Annotated in this window: 14 protein-coding genes; 10 read left to right on the forward strand and 4 right to left on the reverse strand. The window is 45.8% G+C overall.

Going from position 1 to position 16,411, the window contains the following annotated elements:
* Window positions 1-3: 3 nt before the first annotated feature.
* From ACN0W5_RS07580 to ACN0W5_RS07590, 3 genes are all read right to left on the reverse strand, one after another.
* Window positions 4-2,232 carry an esterase-like activity of phytase family protein gene (locus ACN0W5_RS07580; RefSeq protein WP_417453539.1) on the reverse strand — a complete coding sequence of 743 codons (2,229 nt, stop codon included), beginning with the start codon at window positions 2,230-2,232 and terminating at the stop codon, window positions 4-6.
* Window positions 2,233-2,341: 109 nt separating this feature from the next.
* Entirely contained in the window at window positions 2,342-2,734 is a 393-nt protein-coding gene (locus ACN0W5_RS07585) for a GNAT family N-acetyltransferase (protein WP_417453540.1), read from the reverse strand.
* Entirely contained in the window at window positions 2,731-2,985 is a 255-nt protein-coding gene (locus tag ACN0W5_RS07590; RefSeq protein WP_417453541.1) for a GNAT family N-acetyltransferase, read from the reverse strand. Before ACN0W5_RS07590 ends, ACN0W5_RS07585 begins: the two co-directional genes overlap by 4 nt.
* Window positions 2,986-3,161: 176 nt before the next feature.
* On the opposite strand from ACN0W5_RS07590, the gene ACN0W5_RS07595 reads away from it, so the two are divergent.
* The 10 genes from ACN0W5_RS07595 (at window position 3,162) to ACN0W5_RS07640 (ending at window position 15,117) form a co-directional block, all read left to right on the forward strand.
* Entirely contained in the window at window positions 3,162-3,545 is a 384-nt protein-coding gene (locus tag ACN0W5_RS07595; RefSeq protein ID WP_417453542.1) for a MerR family transcriptional regulator, read from the forward strand.
* 37 nt (window positions 3,546-3,582) lie between these two features.
* Window positions 3,583-4,083: a PaaI family thioesterase gene (locus ACN0W5_RS07600; protein ID WP_417453543.1), complete on the forward strand. Its 501-nt coding sequence runs from the start codon at window positions 3,583-3,585 to the stop codon at window positions 4,081-4,083.
* 24 nt (window positions 4,084-4,107) lie between these two features.
* On the forward strand, window positions 4,108-5,283 hold the full coding sequence (locus tag ACN0W5_RS07605; RefSeq protein WP_417453544.1) for an isovaleryl-CoA dehydrogenase: 1,176 nt from the start codon (window positions 4,108-4,110) through the stop codon (window positions 5,281-5,283).
* The gene (locus tag ACN0W5_RS07610) at window positions 5,283-6,890 is read left to right on the forward strand and encodes a carboxyl transferase domain-containing protein (RefSeq protein WP_417453545.1); all 1,608 of its coding nucleotides are present in this window, start codon (window positions 5,283-5,285) and stop codon (window positions 6,888-6,890) included. The genes ACN0W5_RS07605 and ACN0W5_RS07610 overlap by 1 nt, the downstream gene beginning before the upstream one ends.
* 4 nt (window positions 6,891-6,894) lie before the next feature.
* Window positions 6,895-7,680 (forward strand): enoyl-CoA hydratase/isomerase family protein, encoded by a 786-nt coding sequence (locus tag ACN0W5_RS07615; RefSeq protein ID WP_417453546.1) that lies wholly within the window; start codon window positions 6,895-6,897, stop codon window positions 7,678-7,680.
* A gap of 26 nt (window positions 7,681-7,706) precedes the next feature.
* The gene (locus tag ACN0W5_RS07620; RefSeq protein ID WP_417453547.1) at window positions 7,707-9,689 is read left to right on the forward strand and encodes an acetyl/propionyl/methylcrotonyl-CoA carboxylase subunit alpha; all 1,983 of its coding nucleotides are present in this window, start codon (window positions 7,707-7,709) and stop codon (window positions 9,687-9,689) included.
* 1 nt (window position 9,690) lies between these two features.
* Window positions 9,691-10,596, forward strand: coding sequence for a hydroxymethylglutaryl-CoA lyase (locus tag ACN0W5_RS07625; protein ID WP_417453548.1), 906 nt, complete (start codon window positions 9,691-9,693; stop codon window positions 10,594-10,596).
* A 56-nt stretch (window positions 10,597-10,652) separates the two neighbouring features.
* Window positions 10,653-11,405 (forward strand): SDR family NAD(P)-dependent oxidoreductase, encoded by a 753-nt coding sequence (locus ACN0W5_RS07630; protein WP_417453549.1) that lies wholly within the window; start codon window positions 10,653-10,655, stop codon window positions 11,403-11,405.
* A gap of 61 nt (window positions 11,406-11,466) precedes the next feature.
* On the forward strand, window positions 11,467-12,651 hold the full coding sequence (locus tag ACN0W5_RS07635) for an acetyl-CoA C-acyltransferase (protein WP_417453550.1): 1,185 nt from the start codon (window positions 11,467-11,469) through the stop codon (window positions 12,649-12,651).
* Between the two features lie 393 nt (window positions 12,652-13,044).
* Window positions 13,045-15,117, forward strand: a complete 2,073-nt coding sequence (locus tag ACN0W5_RS07640) for an ATP-binding protein (RefSeq protein ID WP_417453551.1) — start codon at window positions 13,045-13,047, stop codon at window positions 15,115-15,117.
* A 6-nt stretch (window positions 15,118-15,123) separates the two neighbouring features.
* On the opposite strand, the gene ACN0W5_RS07645 is transcribed toward ACN0W5_RS07640, so the two are convergent.
* Window positions 15,124-16,371, reverse strand: coding sequence for a phenylacetate--CoA ligase family protein (locus tag ACN0W5_RS07645; protein ID WP_417453552.1), 1,248 nt, complete (start codon window positions 16,369-16,371; stop codon window positions 15,124-15,126).
* Window positions 16,372-16,411: the final 40 nt, after the last annotated feature.

The following is a 16,411-nucleotide window of genomic DNA, read 5'->3' on the forward strand; positions in this document are numbered from 1 at the left end:
GTATTACTGACTGGCAAGGACCTTATCAATTGGCCCCAAATTCAAGAACAAAGTTTCGCCAGTTGAATCATCAACACCATCATTATCTGTCACTGCATATAGGGTTCCGTCAGCAGCAACCGTCAAGCCTTCAAGCTTGTCAGGCGTCCAGCCATTCGCACGGTTCAAATCAGCAAGAACATCTCTGATCAGCGTTTTACGTAAAACCGGAACTTCCTTCGCGCCAAGTTCAGCAGCGGCAGTGTGCTTAACAGATACACGATAAACGCGTTTGATCGCTGCATCCGGGCCGCCTTTGTTATCACGCTCGACAATCGCCAGATCACCGTTACCCAGACTGGTGATTTCACTCAAACCAACCCAGCCGCCAGCAGGGCTTTCAGGCTCGTCCAAACGATAGGCATTTACACCCCAGGTTCCTGCTTTCAAATCATGCGAGATGATCTTGGTATAACCTTTGGCATCATCTTTCCAGGCTCTTTGAACAGCGATATAAAGCGTATCATTGTAAAGTGTTACCCCTTCCAGACCATGCTTCCTCATCTGACTTTCAAGCTCAACAGGCAGGGGCACCTCACGGGCTACCTGCCCTGTTGGCAAGACGTGCAACAACTTACTTTCGCGCTTTTCGGGTTTACCCTCCGAAACAACCCAGAAACTACCATCCGGTGCGGCAACGATACCCTCAAGATCAAGGTTCTCAACAGGCTTCCCAGCTTTGGTAATACGACGAGACGAAACGATACGGGCCGGACGAGACGCCACATCAATTGTGAAGATATCCGCTGTGGAATAAAAGCTATCATTCACAGCATAGAGGATTGATGGATCGGTCGCATTAGCGGTTAGGCCTGATAGAGCACCCCAACTAATCGGTGTACCATTCGGCCCATCGACAGACACAATCTGCGGCAGACTTACGCCCTCATTACCCTGTTTATAAATCGTCAGGTTTGAGCGATAGCCGTCTTTAACAGCATCTTTTTCATTTGCGATAACAACAAGTCCACGCGATGGGATAGTCACAATTCCCTCGGGGCCAACACCGCCAGATGGCAATGCCTGAACAAAATCAAAACGATTGTTCAATCCACCAGCCGTTTTCACATCCTGATAAACACCAATAAGATTGGCACGTTCCAGCCCGACAAAAACAAGGCGATCCTCACCGTAAGTTCCAACAGTTACACCTTCGGGCTCTGTTCCCTTTTTATGAGACCGCTTTTCCGGATAGTGCCCCATTGATACAGCCAAACGTTCTGTCTGAGAACCACTGTCGAACAACACCGAACCTGACTTGGAAAACACGGTAAAGCCACGTGATCCACCTTCGTAATCACCTTCGTTTGCCGTTACAAAACGATCATCATCAATCCAAGAAACAGCATCTGGCTCGCGCTTAAGATCAAAAAGACTTTCAGTTAGGGATATTGCTTTATCTTTTGTGTTGTCAACACCAGCGATTGACGATGTACCAGCAGAATAGTGATTGACGACTTTGTTATTTTCCAGATCAACAATAACGATATGATTGTTTTCCTGAAGTGTCACAACAGCCTGATTAAGCCCGTTGATAGAAACGAACTCAGGCTCGGGATCAGTCGGCGCAATATCCGCGAGACCTGTTAACTCAGTAATAGCAGCATTATCACAATTTGAAAGCAACCCCTTATCATTCAAACGGAATGTCGCAAGATGCCCAGCCGGACTTTGCGGAATGACACCATCATTCAAGTCTTCATCCCGCTCGTTCTCAATGGCAACTGCAAGGTATTTTCCGTTCGGGCTAAGTGCAACACTGTCAGGCTGTCCGGATACATCACATTTCGCGACTATCTTATTGGCTTTGAGATCAACAATTGCCATATAACCAGAAGGCTTTACATAACTCTTAGAGGTATTAACCCCGACATAGGCATAGTTACCTTTAACAGTCACAGATGTCGGCTCACCACCAACATTTACAACGCCAGCAGGTTTGGGATTGGCAGGATCAAATATATCAACTTTACCGATCGCTTCCAGTTCAGAGTCCGTGTAAACAAGCATCGTTCCCTTCATCGCCGGAGCAACAATCTCAGCAACCGTTTCTGTCGCTTTATCTTTGCCTTTTGGCAGATTTTCATAAATTGGAAAAGAAGACAGGCGGCTAAAAGGTTCAACGGCAAACGCCGATGTTGCCAGACACATAGCCACAACAGCCAGACTTGCGGACTTACCAATATTTTTCATTACGTGACTCCCGATGGATTGTATTTATTCTCCCCTGCTATGCCGCGTTCTGATTTCAAAGGCATGACAAATTCATGTCAGTTTTTGGAAGTTCCGGTAACTTTCATATTTATATTTTCACTATTTCGGGCCATTGCGAACGACGTAGGGCAAAAATAAGTTCGCTTGTCCATTCTCCTTTTGTCCATACGTTTTCAACAAGATGTGCTTCTTGCTGCATATCAAGTTTACGTAACAATCCTGCTGATGCTTTGTTTCTCGGATCGCAACGTCCAATGATGCGATGTAAGCCCACGGCTTCAAAGCCAAACTGGATTAGTTCTCTCCCAGCTTCATAACCATAACCTTTACCTTGGTGTTGGGGGTTAAAAACAAAACCTATTTCCCCCTGACAAGATGCTTTATCATTTAGAACAAGAACAAGGTCCCCAACAAAAGATCCTGTTGCTTTTTCTTCAACCGCCAGAATAACTTTGTCACCATCCTGATCAAAGCTTTTCATGGCCAAGCGTTGATCAAGTTCAGCCTGTATTTCTCAGGAGTATAAGCACCTCCATAGAGATACCTCACCACCTCGCCCTGACTGCGCATATCATAAAGTGCTTGGTAATCATCTGAGGTAAAGCGACGTAACATTAACCTTTCAGTCTCAAAGCTCATCCGAACGACATCTACCGCCGATAACTTTGGCGGTGCCCCCGTTGAGGATACGCTTTTAGCCTTAGATAAGGTCTTTTCCTCTGAAGGTGTCATTTGAATTTTCCTATTATGTAGAATGAATATGCGGTCTAACGACAAGCCTAAAGGATCTCATCATAAACAGTACAGAAAAACCATTAGATTCTTATAAATCCAACAATATATAATTGTTTTTATTAATAAATTTAAACAGTATTGACGTTTACGTAAAATGCGAAAATACTATAACAATGACAAAACGACGCTACTACACCATTACGGAACTCACCACGGAATTTGGGATTACCACGCGTACTCTCAGATTTTATGAGGATGAGAAACTTCTCAACCCAGAACGGCAAGCTCGGAAGCGTCTATATACACCAAGGGACAGAACACGATTAAAACTTATTCTAAGAGGGAAGCGTCTTGGGTTTAGCTTGGCAGAAGTCAGAGAGATCATCGAAATGTATGATCATGCCCCAGGGGAGCGCGGACAGCTCGAGAAACTACAGGGGCGCATCACTGAACGACAGGCAGAGCTGGAACAAAAACAAAAAGACATTCTGGAAACTCTGGAAGAACTTAATCAGGTGAATAGCTCCGTTCAACAACGGCTCAATGAATTAAAATAAAACCCGAGCTAAAATAAAAGAACACAGGGAAGAACCGATGACCAAAACACACTTTGAACCTCGAAACCCGGGCTACGCTGATCTCATTCGCGATAGCTACAACAATACAGGTTTCGGCAAAACACTTGGTGCAGAGTTAACCGTCATTGAACCTGGCTATGTAGAAATGGAGCTGCCATTTCGTCCCGAACTGTCCCAACATCATGGCTTCTTTCAAGGTGGGGTTATCGGTGCCCTTGCTGATTACGTGGGGGGTTATGCCACCTACACATTGATAGAAGAAAATGATTCAATTCTGACAGTAGAATACAAAATCAACATGATGGCACCCGGCGCAGGAAAAAAATTAATTGGTAAAGGCACCGTCCTAAGAGCTGGCAGACGTGTTACAATCGCCCGCATGGATGTTTACGCCCAGCAAAACGATGATTCAGAAGTCCATGTTGCCGCAGCTCAAGGCACCTTTATGCGTATGGAAAACAAGCCCGACGTCGCCGCGACAATTGCAAAAATTCAAAAATCTAAAACAGCAAACTAAGTTTCCTCACTGGAGATAAAAATCATGAGTACAGGCCATAACTTCCCTAGTCTAAACTTCAACCTCGGTGAAGAAATCGACATGTTGCGAGATAGCGTCAAAGCCTTTGCTGATGCAGAAATCGCCCCCCGTGCTGCCGAGATTGATGAAACCAACGAATTTCCGATGGATCTGTGGCGCAAAATGGGTGACATGGGGCTATTGGGCATCACTGCCGATGAAAGCTATGGCGGCAGTGGTATGGGATACCTCGCCCATATTGTCACAATGGAAGAACTCAGTCGTGCTTCGGCATCTGTTGCGCTATCCTATGGCGCCCATTCAAATCTCTGTGTCAATCAGATTAAACGTAACGGAACGGACGCGCAAAAGTCCAAGTACTTGCCGAAACTGATCACCGGAGAACATGTTGGTGCCTTAGCCATGTCAGAGCCCGGTGCTGGTTCTGATGTTGTTTCCATGCGCCTTAAGGCAGAGAAAAAGGGTGATCATTATATCCTTAACGGGAACAAAATGTGGATCACAAACGGCCCAGATGCCGATACGCTAGTTGTTTATGCCAAAACTGATCCCGAAGCAGGGCCAAAAGGTATCACCGCTTTTATTATCGAAAAGGACTTTCCCGGTTTTTCCGTCGCCCAAAAGCTGGATAAGCTTGGTATGCGCGGCTCAAACACCGGAGAACTGGTCTTCCAAGACTGTGAAGTCCCGGAAGAAAATATTCTTGGTGACTTGAACGGCGGGGTACGTGTTCTCATGTCCGGTCTGGACTATGAACGTGCGGTTTTATCTGGTGGCCCCTTGGGTATTATGTCCTCTTGCCTTGATATCATTGTCCCCTACATCCACGAGCGGAAACAATTTGGCAAAGCCATCGGTGAGTTTCAATTAATGCAAGGGAAGATGGCCGATATCTACGCAACGTGGAACGCCTGTCGATCCTATGTATATGCCGTTGGGCAAGCTTGTGATCGTGGAGAGACAACTCGAAAAGATGCGGCTGGTGCTATCCTCTATTCCGCAGAAAAAGCCACATGGATGGCCGGCGAATCAATTCAGGTTCTGGGCGGCAATGGCTATATCAACGAATTCCCGACTGGCCGTTTATGGCGCGACGCCAAGCTCTATGAAATTGGCGCAGGTACCAGCGAAATCCGTAGATACCTTATCGGTCGGGAACTCTTTGGGGAGACAGCCTAATGTCTGTCATACGTTCTAAAATTTCGCCTAGATCAGAAGAATTCAAGGCCAATACTGCTCATATGCAGGGCTTGGTAGATAATCTGAACAACATCTTGGCTGAAACAGCAAAAGGCGGCCCGGAAAAAGCACGCGAAAAGCACCTTTCTCGTGGAAAAATGCTTCCAAGAGAACGCGTTGAGGCCCTGCTTGATCCCGGCTCACCTTTTCTAGAGATCTCTCCAATAGCTGCGCATAATATGTATGATGCCAACATCGCCGCCGCAGGGGTTATTGCGGGCATTGGTTTAGTATCCGGTGTCGAATGTATGATTTTGGCAAACGATGCAACGGTCAAGGGGGGGACTTACTATCCCATGACAGTTAAAAAGCATTTGCGGGCTCAGGAAATTGCACAGGAAAACAGGCTTCCCTGTATTTACCTTGTAGATTCAGGTGGCGCAAACCTTCCCAACCAAGACGAAGTTTTCCCCGATCGAGATCATTTTGGCCGGATATTCTATAATCAAGCCCAAATGTCTTCTATGGGTATCCCCCAAATCGCCGTTGTTATGGGGTCCTGTACAGCTGGTGGCGCTTATGTCCCGGCCATGTCTGACGAAACAATTATCGTCAAGGAGCAGGGCACAATTTTCTTGGGCGGTCCCCCCCTCGTAAAAGCAGCAACAGGCGAAATTGTCTCGGCCGAGGATCTTGGTGGCGCAGATGTTCATACTCGCCTGTCCGGTGTCGCGGACCATATGGCTGAAAATGATGCACATGCTCTGACCATCGCCCGACATGTGGTTGGTAATCTGAACTGGCAAAAGCCAAATCAGCTCAATCTGTCCAAGCCTGAAGAACCGCTCTATGATCCCAAAGAAATCTATGGTGTTGTCCCCAGTGACCTAAAAACACCCTATGATGTGCGCGAAGTCATTGCCCGCATTGTTGACGGGTCTCGTTTCGATGAGTTCAAAGCCCGTTACGGTACCAGTATTGTCTGTGGCTTTTCACGCATATGGGGCTATCCTGTCGGTATTGTTGCCAATAACGGTATTCTCTTTTCAGAAAGTGCCCAGAAAGCGGCCCACTTTATAGAGCTTTGTGCGCAACGGGGTATTCCGCTTGTTTTCCTACAGAACATTTCCGGCTTTATGATTGGCCGTAAGTACGAGACAGGCGGCATTGCAAAAGATGGTGCCAAGATGGTTACCGCGGTTGCGACAGCAAATGTACCGAAGTTCACCGTTCTGATCGGGGGAAGCTTCGGGGCTGGTAACTACGGCATGTGCGGCAGAGCTTATCAGCCGCGCTTCTTATGGATGTGGCCGAATTCACGCATTTCGGTCATGGGCGGCGAACAGGCTGCCTCTGTCATGTCCACACTTCGCCGTGACAATATCGAAGCAAAAGGTGGTAGTTGGTCAGCAGAGGAAGAAAAAGAATTTAAACAACCAATGCTCGACATGTTCGAAGAACAGAGTTCGCCTTATTACGCGTCTGCACGTCTTTGGGACGATGGTGTCTTTGATCCCGCTCGAACGCGTCGGGTCCTAGCCCTTGGCTTGTCAGCTTCCCTTAATGCACCAATAAAAGACACCAAGTTCGGTGTCTTCAGGATGTAATGATATGACCTATCAAACACTTGAAATAGAAATCAAATCATCTAATGCATGGGTTTGGATGAACCGCCCGGAAGTTCACAATGCGCTTGATGAAGTTATGATCGCAGAATTAACCCAGGCCTTTAATGAATTGGGTAAAAATCCTGACATCAGGGCAATTGTGCTGGGCGGTAGAGGCAAAAGCTTCAGTGCTGGTGCCGATCTCGGCTGGATGAAACGCGCAGCAAACTTTACAGCAGAAGAGAACCGGGTCGATGCTCTCAAGCTCGCCCACATGCTCAATACTATAGCAGAATGCCCTAAACCTGTTATCGCACGAGTACAGGGGGCCGCTTTTGGTGGCGGCGTTGGCCTGACAGCGGTGGCTGACATCGCAATTGCAGGGGAATATGCCAAATTTTGTCTGTCTGAAGTAAAACTCGGTTTGGTTCCTGCAACCATTGCACCTTATGTAATTGCCGCGATGGGCGAAAGACAAGCCCGTCGGTACGTCCTGACCGCTGAAATTTTTAAATCGGATAAAGCAGCCGATATCGGCTTTGTTCATGAAAGCTGTCTTGATGAAAAACTGGACCAAACCATAGAAGACCTATTGTCATCTTTGGCTCTTGCGGCACCTGACGCCCTCCATGTAGCAAAGGAGCTTATTAAAACGGTTAGTCATCGACAACCCGACGATACCTTAATGAATGAAACAGCTGAACTCATCGCTCAACAGCGGTTAAAACCCGAGGGACGCGAAGGTCTCAGCGCCTTCTTCGAAAAACGCAAAGCTTATTGGGTCGCCTAAATCGGACTTGGATCAGGAAGAATTGAATGTTTAATAAAATCCTTATTGCAAACCGTGGTGAAATCGCCAGACGCATAATCAGGACCGCACATCTGATGGGGGTAAAAACCGTTGCCGTCTATTCTGACGCCGACCAGGATGCGCCTTTTGTGCAGGAAGCCGACGAAGCAGTTCATATAGGCCCTCCGCCTCCTGCGGAAAGCTATCTTCTCGCAGATCGAATACTCGATGTAGCAAAGACAACAGGTGCTCAGGCTATTCACCCCGGCTATGGATTTCTTTCTGAGAATGCCAACTTTGCCAACAATTGTGCTCAGAATGATATTGTCTTTATCGGCCCGCCAGCATCGTCAATTATCGACATGGGGGATAAATCAGCTTCCAAACGCCTGATGCGAGAAGCCGGTGTTCCTTTATCGCCGGGGTATGAGGAAGAAAACCAAGACACGGCTCACCTTGTCGAGCAAGCAAAGAAAATTGGCTACCCTGTAATGATCAAGGCCTCTGCTGGTGGTGGGGGTAAAGGCATGCGGATCGTGCACAAAGCTGAACAGTTTGAAGAAGCGCTTGCATCTTGTCAGCGAGAATCAAAAGCAGCATTTGGCGATAACCGTGTTCTCATTGAAAAATTCATCGAAAACCCACGTCACGTTGAGATACAGGTTTTTGCTGATAACCATGGCAACACAATCCATCTGTTCGAACGTGATTGTTCTTCGCAACGTCGCCATCAAAAAGTCATCGAAGAAGCCCCTGCCCCGGGGTTAAGTGATGAAACCCGCGATGCCATGCACAAAGCTGCGATCGCGGCTGCAGAAGCTGTAGGATATCGTGGCGCAGGTACCGTCGAATTTCTTCTTGCCCCAAATGGCGAATTCTATTTCATGGAAATGAATACACGCCTGCAGGTAGAACACCCTGTTACAGAACTTATTACAGGGCTCGATCTTGTCGAATGGCAATTTCGTATCGCAGCCGGAGAACCTCTTCCCGCAAAACAGGATGAAATTTCACTATCCGGCCATGCTTTTGAAGCCCGGATCTATGCCGAAGATCCTGATAATGGATTTCTCCCTTCGACAGGAAAACTGGTTCGCCTGACATTTCCAACCGCCTCTGAAAACATCCGTATTGATGCAGGTGTCGAACAAGGCGGTGTTGTCTCCCCGCATTACGATCCTATGATTGCCAAGTTGATTACTTGGGATGAAACACGGGAAAAAGCATTGGATAGGTTAAGTTCAGCCCTGAACGACACACATATCGTCGGGCTTGAAACCAACGTTGCGTTCCTTAATCGACTTGCCAATGTGCCTCCTTTTAAAGCAGCCCAACTGGATACCGGTTTGATAGAAAGAGAACAGGAAAGCCTGTTCCCCGAGAAATCAACGGCTTCGGACCTCGCCTTAATCCTCGCATCTCTTGTGGAATTACAAGGACATACACCAAACATTCCTCAATCAGATCCTCATTCACCTTGGGGTTCCCAAGACGGATGGCGTTTAGGGGGCAGAGCACAAAAAAGACTACTCTTCATCGAGAACGATCAAGAACATAATGTCGTTGCGACATATCACGCAGACGGCTACAGCCTCTTGATCAACGAAAAGGAATACATGGTTTCCGGTCAGGTAAACAATGATAGAGTGACAGTCACGGTAGATGGTAAATTAACCAAGGCTTCCGTTATCTCTCACGAATTGGAACGCCATGTTTTCTTAGAAAATCAGCACTATCAGGTCCACCTGTTTGATCCATTGATTGCTGCCGAAAACCTGGAAGAAGATACTGGTGGCCTTCGTGCCCCAATGCCAGGAAAAATCATTAAAATATTTGCGTCTATTGACGACAAAGTAAATGCTGGTGATCCCTTGATGGTTCTCGAAGCCATGAAAATGGAACACACCATTGTTGCCCCAACCAAAGGCACAGTGAAAGCTTTTCTGGGGCAGGTAGATGATCAGGTCAACGAAGGTGATGTGCTGGTTGAACTGGATGGCGAGGAATAAAATGCACCCTACTCCCCCACAGAAAGTAAAGCTTGTCGAAGTCGGTCCACGCGATGGACTGCAAAATGAAAAAACACTGGTGCCAGCCGAAGCAAAGATTGAGCTCATAAACCGCTTGTCAGATACAGGTTTAACAGCAATTGAAGCATCCGCTTTTGTCTCGCCCAAATGGGTTCCGCAAATGGCTGATGCCAATGAAGTACTCTCTGGAATTACGCGCAAGCCTGATATTAGCTACCCAGTATTAACGCCAAATCTCAAAGGATTTGAGCGGGCGGTTGAAGCAGGTGTAAAAGAGATCGCTATTTTTGGTGCTGCTTCTGAAAGCTTCTCTCAGAAAAACATCAACTGCTCTATTCAAGAAAGCCTTGAGAGGTTTCTGCCCGTTGTTCAGGCGGCCCAAGAAAAGAGCATCAAAGTACGCGGTTATGTATCTTGCGTACTGGGGTGCCCATACGAAGGCCAGATTGCGCCACAAAAAGTAGCTGACGTTGCCAAAACTCTTTTTGACATGGGCTGCTACGAAATCAGTCTTGGCGATACCATTGGCACCGGAACACCCCTTGCAACTCAACAAATGATCCAAACAGTTTCAAAGTCAGTTCCCGTGGCAAAGCTCGCCGGACATTTTCATGATACCTACGGTCAGGCTTTGGCGAATATTTTTGCCGCTTGGCAGTGCGGTATTTCTGTTTTTGACGCCTCTATCGCAGGTCTCGGTGGGTGTCCTTATGCCCTTGGTGCATCCGGCAATGTTGCGACCGAAGATGTCGTTTATATGTTCAATGGCATGTCCGTTGAAACCGGAATCAACATCGATAAGTTGGTAGAAACGGCTTGGTTCATCGCCGATAAATTAGACCGTAATCCGAATTCTAAAATCTCTTTGGCAATGAGAAACGAATAATTCCATCTCTTTGTATTACGTAATCAAATCTGACCTTTGACAAGAGGAAAAAAGTTATGAAATTATCTGGTCTTACAGCGCTGATCACTGGCGCAGGTTCCGGATTAGGCGAAGCAGTTGCAAGGCATTTAGCTTCCAAAGGTGTGCATTGTGGCCTCATGGATCTCAACGACGAAGGGGTTAACCGTGTCGCTGAGGACATTGATGCCACAGCTGTCACAGCTGATGTCACTGATCCGGATGCTGTTATAGCAGCGGTCAAGATTATTGAAGATACGCTTGGTCCCATACGCATTGTTGTAAACTGTGCTGGTATTGCTCCTGGGGCAAAACTTGTCGGTAGAGAGGGCGCTCATGATCTAGATCTCTTCAAAAAGACAATCGACATCAATCTCGTTGGTGCATTTAACGTTATGCGTCTCGCCGCTGAACGCATGGTGCAATACGATGAGATTGATGGCGAGCGAGGTGTTATTATAAACACGGCTTCTATTGCAGCTTGGGAAGGTCAGATTGGTCAGGCAGCTTATGCAGCATCCAAAGGTGGTGTTGCCTCTTTGACCTTGCCTCTTTCCAGAGAGCTCGCCCGAAGCGCAATACGCGTCATGGCAATCGCCCCTGGCATCATGGAAACGCCGATGATTGCAGGTATGTCCGACAAGGTAAAAGATGCTTTGGTAGAAAAAAGCCTTCACCCGAAAAGATTGGGACAACCAGAAGAATTTGCAGGTCTAGTTGCACACATTTGTGAAAATGCTTTCCTCAATGGCTCTACAATTCGCCTTGATGGTGCTGTCCGCCTTTCCTAAATCAAGAACACCAACAACTTTAGCTGGGTAATACCCAGATCACAGTACTGGGAACAAAATCATGTCTGATCCAATCGTTATCGTTTCTGCAGCTCGCACCCCGATGGGGTCTTTTCAAGGAGCCTTATCTCCGCTTTCAACGACTGATTTAGGTGCAGAGGCAATTAAAGCTGCCGTATCAAGATCCGGAATTAACGCTGAAGACATTCAGGAAGTTATGATGGGGTGTGTTCTTCCTGCAGGTCTGGGCCAAGCCCCGGCGAGGCAAGCAGCCATCAAAGGCGGCCTTCCCCTGTCCGCTGGCTGTACAACTATCAATAAAGTCTGTGGGTCTGGCATGAAGACCGTTATGCTGGCACACGATGCCATTGCATCCGGTAGTGTCGATATTGTCGTAGCAGGTGGGATGGAAAGCATGACAAATGCACCCTACATCTTGCCTAAAGCACGCGGCGGCATGCGTATGGGACACGGCACTGTTATTGATCACATGTTTATGGATGGATTAGAGGATGCCTATTTTGACAAAGGCGGTCTGATGGGCACCTTTGCCGAAGCAACAGCAGATAAATACAAAACCACCCGCCAAGAGCAAGATGATTTTGCCATTGAAAGCCTCAACCGTGCCAAACAGGCAACAGAGGCGGGATACTTCAAAGACGAAATTGAGCCACTAACAGTCAAAAATCGTAAAAGCGAAACCATCGTTGAAAGTGATGAGCAACCATTTAAGGTTGATACCAACAAAATTCCAAATCTTCGCCCTGCTTTCCGCCCCGATGGAACAGTTACAGCCGCGTCATCATCCTCTATTTCTGATGGTGCAGCAGCCTTGGTACTAATGCGAAAATCCGAGGCCGATAAACGAGGTTTAAAACCTTTGGCGTCGATCAAAGCTCATGCAACCCACTCTCAAGAGCCTTGCTGGTTTACCACAGCACCAGTCGGCGCTATTGAAAAGGTTCAAGCCAAAGCAGGCTGGTCTACGAATGAAGTAGACCTCTATGAAATTAACGAAGCTTTTGCCATAGTAACACTCGCTGCGATTAAAGACCTAAATCTCGACCCAGCGAAGGTCAATGTCAACGGTGGTGCTTGCGCTTTGGGGCACCCGATTGGCGCTTCTGGAACCAGATTGATTGTCACCTTGCTACATGCTTTAAAACGCACAGGTGGTTCAAAGGGCATTGCAAGCCTATGCATTGGTGGCGGCGAAGCCACTGCTTTGGCGGTCGAACTTATCTAAAATCGTATAAGTCGATCCTCATAAAGAAGCTCAAGAAACCCGGTGTTTTGATTGTGTGGCACCGGGTTTAATTATCTTTTATCATTACGCTTAAACATTTTACGAATAATTAAGCCTTATACACGACCATAGATAGCATCATGACTTAACCACTATATCATGAGTTAAAATGGCTTGTTGTCACAACTCAACGAAAGGCCGCGCTTTCATCTGTTTGATGAAGGTCTATGGCACAGGTGAAATCTCCGTCTTCGAAAGTCGGAGATAATGATGCATAGAGCAATAACCAAAAGTATCCTGATAATATTTACGTTATGTCTTTGTGCGGTAATAATCTTCACCTACATAAAAACACAGCGAACCCACCCGGTTCAAATGCAGCAAATGAGTCTGATGCTGCAAGACTTGAAAACAAATGAAACGCATATCAATGAAGAAATTCTAAAACAACGTCTGGGAACAAGAACAGACTACGAAAAATATGACCAAGCTGATCAAGCCATCGACCAAACCCTTCGAAAAATAGAAAACAGTCTAGATGCTGAGAAGCTCAGGAATGCAGAGTTCCAAACCCTCTTCAGATCGTACAAGCGAAATCATATTCAACGGAAAAAAACCATTAAAATATTAAAAAACCAAAATGCACTCTACAAAGATATTGAAGTTTTTTTCCCTAAAACACTGATCACATTTTTAGAGAATTATTACGGTAATGACGATAGACAAGTCATTCAGAAAGACCTAATTAACCTAATTACACTCGTGAATAACACAAAAGCTTATAGTCCTGTAGAAATCAGAGCTGGTCTATCCAAACTGATAGATAATCTAAAAGAGCTTTCTTCAAGTCTAGATAACGTAGAAAATAATGAACTGAAAAACATTATTGATTCAGCGAGACAGCTAATCACGCTAGATAGAGAGCTTTCCGTACTCATAAAGGATCTTACTGATTCAAAAAATATCGCCATATTGAGCATACTGATTGAAAAACAAAACAATCAATTCAGCACTTATTATGAGGATGCCGAAAACAACACACGCATAATGCTCGCAAGCACATGCCTTTTAGTCTTGGGTATTGCCATAGCCTTTATCATCCTTTTTAAAACCACCAAATCACTCAATAAAGCCAAAGAAAACCTAGAAGCTCGGGTCCAAGAACGTACTGCTGAACTGGAAAAAGCTAAACACCAAGCTGAAGCTGCAAACTTGGCAAAATCAAGATTCCTTGCTTCTATGAGCCATGAAATCCGTACTCCGATGAATGGTGTTCTTGGTATGGTCAGCTCACTGTTAGGCAGTAACCTGACCAATGAGCAACACAACAGTGTCTTTACAATCAAAGAATCAGGAGAATCCCTTCTTTCGCTTCTTAATGACATTCTCGACTTATCAAAAATTGAGGCACAAAAAATTGAGTTAGAGAAAATTGATTTTTCACTAAACAGATTATTAGACACAACTGAAGCCCTCTGGGAATCAAGAGCCCGAGCAAAAAACCTCAGATTTCAGGTGTTAAATGCACCTGTAAACACTGATGTGATTAAAGGAGATCCCGGACGAATAAAACAAATTCTTTACAACCTTATTGGAAATGCCATCAAGTTCACCCAAACGGGTAAGATATCTATAATAATTGAGCAACTTGAAGCTATTGATAATAAAATAAAATTCCGTTTTGAGATTGAAGATACAGGAACAGGCATTTCATTGGAAAACCAAGAAAACCTGTTTAAGACTTTTTCACAAGCAGACACGTCAACCACACGCAGGTATGGCGGTACTGGCCTAGGGCTCGCAATATGTAAACAACTTACACACTTGATGGGAGGAGAAATAGGCGTTGAAAGTCTTGAAGGCATGGGATCTACGTTCTGGTTTACCATTCTTGTTGAAAAAGGTGACGAACAAAAAGTTCGTGCAGAGGAAGAAGCCGAACGGACACGTGAAGTAGTTCCAGAATACATAGGTCAGACCATTAAGATATTAGTTGCCGAAGATAATTTGATAAATCAGAAGGTGATTCAATCCCTTCTAAGGTCTTTGAATTGCAAACTGCATATCGTGAACAACGGTATCGAAGCTTACATGACGGTTCAAAAACAAGAATTCGATATTATTTTAATGGATGTGCAAATGCCACAAATGGACGGACCTACAGCCACAAAGCAAATTCGTAATCTTCCTGCTCCAACATCAGATATTCCAATCATTGCTTTGACTGCAAATGCCATGAAGGGTGATCGCGAATTCTACCTAGCCTCTGGAATGGATGATTATGTCTCAAAACCAATTGATCAAAAGGCTTTGATTGGCGCTATATCAAGATGGGTAAGTGCTGCGCATATTGATAAACCAAGTACGCCATCAGTAAAATCGACCGGACAGTCGGCCAAACTTAGCCAAGATGCCGAAGATGAAATCAAAAAGTTACAAAGTGATTTGGATAATATTCTGCCTTAAATATTTTTATGCACTTGTAATCGGTCGAGCGTCATGAATGACCTTGCCATCGTTGGGTAAAGTTCCAATCTCTGTATAGGCCACTTCTCCACGCAACCGGCATTCAGATCGAATGCTTTCCTCTAACCTTTCACGCAAATTTTCCCGATCGCAATCACTTGTGATCTCGCAATGTAAAGCCATGCTGTCACGTCCTGCACTCTCACTAACTTCCAAACGTGCTTTAACAACTTCTTCATGTTTTTCAACAATCCGTGCGATCTGTTCGGGGTGAATAAACATGCCTCGTACCTTTGTTGTCTGATCGGCACGCCCCATCCAGCCCTTAATTCGGCGATTTGTCCGTCCACAGGGACTCTGACCTGACATTAACGCTGACAAGTCCCCTGTCGCAAAACGTATGAGTGGGTAGTTCGGATTAAAACAAGTTACAATCACTTCGCCAACCTCCCCCTCTGCCACAAGGGTACCTGTACCCGGGCGTACAATCTCAACGATTACATCTTCGTCAAGAATCATTCCCTCAAGGTTTTCGCTTTCGTAAGCAATAAGGCCGACGTCTGCTGTTGCATAACATTGCCTTACATGAATATTTCGGCTTTCGTAATATCGCCTTAAATCAGGGAATAACGGTCCACCAGTTACCAGCGCACGTTTTATCGAAGATATCGGCGTTTCCAATGCATCAGCTTTTTCAAGTATGATTTTTAAAAAATCGGGCGTCCCCATATAGGCATCAGCTTGGAAACGATTGATTGCCTGTACTTGGCTTTCTGTTTGTCCGACACCCCCAGGGAAAACTGCACAACCTAATGTACGGGCGGCAAAATCAAACATGATCCCGGCAGGTGTAAAATGATACGCAAAGCAATTATGGGCAACACCACCTTTACGTAAACCGACGGCGTGTAAAGCACGAGCAACACGCCAGATATCACCATCAACCCCTTGTGGTTCGACAATAGGCCCTGGAGATAGGAACAGACGTGCCATCTCACCCGTAGAAACTTGCCCTAACCCACCAAAAGGAGATGCATCACTTTGCATCTCTATCAAATCTGATTTTCGGACAACAGGCAGCGCTGCAAGGCCAGTAATAGACGTTATTTGATCCGGCTCGACATCTGCAAGTGTCTCACAATAATATAGTGCTTTTTCTTTTGCCTCAGAAAGACACCTCTGCAGTTTTTGTAACTGATCATTTTCCCGCTCATCCTGGCTACGCGTTTCCTTATGATCAAAATAATCAGTCATTAAAAGTAATCCAATTCACGGCATTCATCAGGTTTGAAAG

Source organism: Kiloniella sp., from assembly GCF_048270245.1.
GTDB lineage: Bacteria > Pseudomonadota > Alphaproteobacteria > Kiloniellales > Kiloniellaceae > Kiloniella.

Bases quoted from the DNA above. Each gene is read 5' to 3' on its own strand.
- ACN0W5_RS07625 (WP_417453548.1), top strand. From the start codon at position 9,691: ATGCACCCTACTCCCCCACAGAAAGTAAAGCTTGTCGAAGTCGGTCCA.
- ACN0W5_RS07585 (WP_417453540.1), bottom strand. From the start codon at position 2,734: ATGAAAAGCTTTGATCAGGATGGTGACAAAGTTATTCTGGCGGTTGAA.
- ACN0W5_RS07600 (WP_417453543.1), top strand. From the start codon at position 3,583: ATGACCAAAACACACTTTGAACCTCGAAACCCGGGCTACGCTGATCTC.
- ACN0W5_RS07605 (WP_417453544.1), top strand. From the start codon at position 4,108: ATGAGTACAGGCCATAACTTCCCTAGTCTAAACTTCAACCTCGGTGAA.
- ACN0W5_RS07640 (WP_417453551.1), top strand. From the start codon at position 13,045: ATGCTGCAAGACTTGAAAACAAATGAAACGCATATCAATGAAGAAATT.
- ACN0W5_RS07635 (WP_417453550.1), top strand. From the start codon at position 11,467: ATGTCTGATCCAATCGTTATCGTTTCTGCAGCTCGCACCCCGATGGGG.
- ACN0W5_RS07590 (WP_417453541.1), bottom strand. From the start codon at position 2,985: ATGACACCTTCAGAGGAAAAGACCTTATCTAAGGCTAAAAGCGTATCC.
- ACN0W5_RS07645 (WP_417453552.1), bottom strand. From the start codon at position 16,371: ATGACTGATTATTTTGATCATAAGGAAACGCGTAGCCAGGATGAGCGG.
- ACN0W5_RS07630 (WP_417453549.1), top strand. From the start codon at position 10,653: ATGAAATTATCTGGTCTTACAGCGCTGATCACTGGCGCAGGTTCCGGA.
- ACN0W5_RS07615 (WP_417453546.1), top strand. From the start codon at position 6,895: ATGACCTATCAAACACTTGAAATAGAAATCAAATCATCTAATGCATGG.
- ACN0W5_RS07620 (WP_417453547.1), top strand. From the start codon at position 7,707: ATGTTTAATAAAATCCTTATTGCAAACCGTGGTGAAATCGCCAGACGC.
- ACN0W5_RS07610 (WP_417453545.1), top strand. From the start codon at position 5,283: ATGTCTGTCATACGTTCTAAAATTTCGCCTAGATCAGAAGAATTCAAG.
- ACN0W5_RS07595 (WP_417453542.1), top strand. From the start codon at position 3,162: ATGACAAAACGACGCTACTACACCATTACGGAACTCACCACGGAATTT.
- ACN0W5_RS07580 (WP_417453539.1), bottom strand. From the start codon at position 2,232: ATGAAAAATATTGGTAAGTCCGCAAGTCTGGCTGTTGTGGCTATGTGT.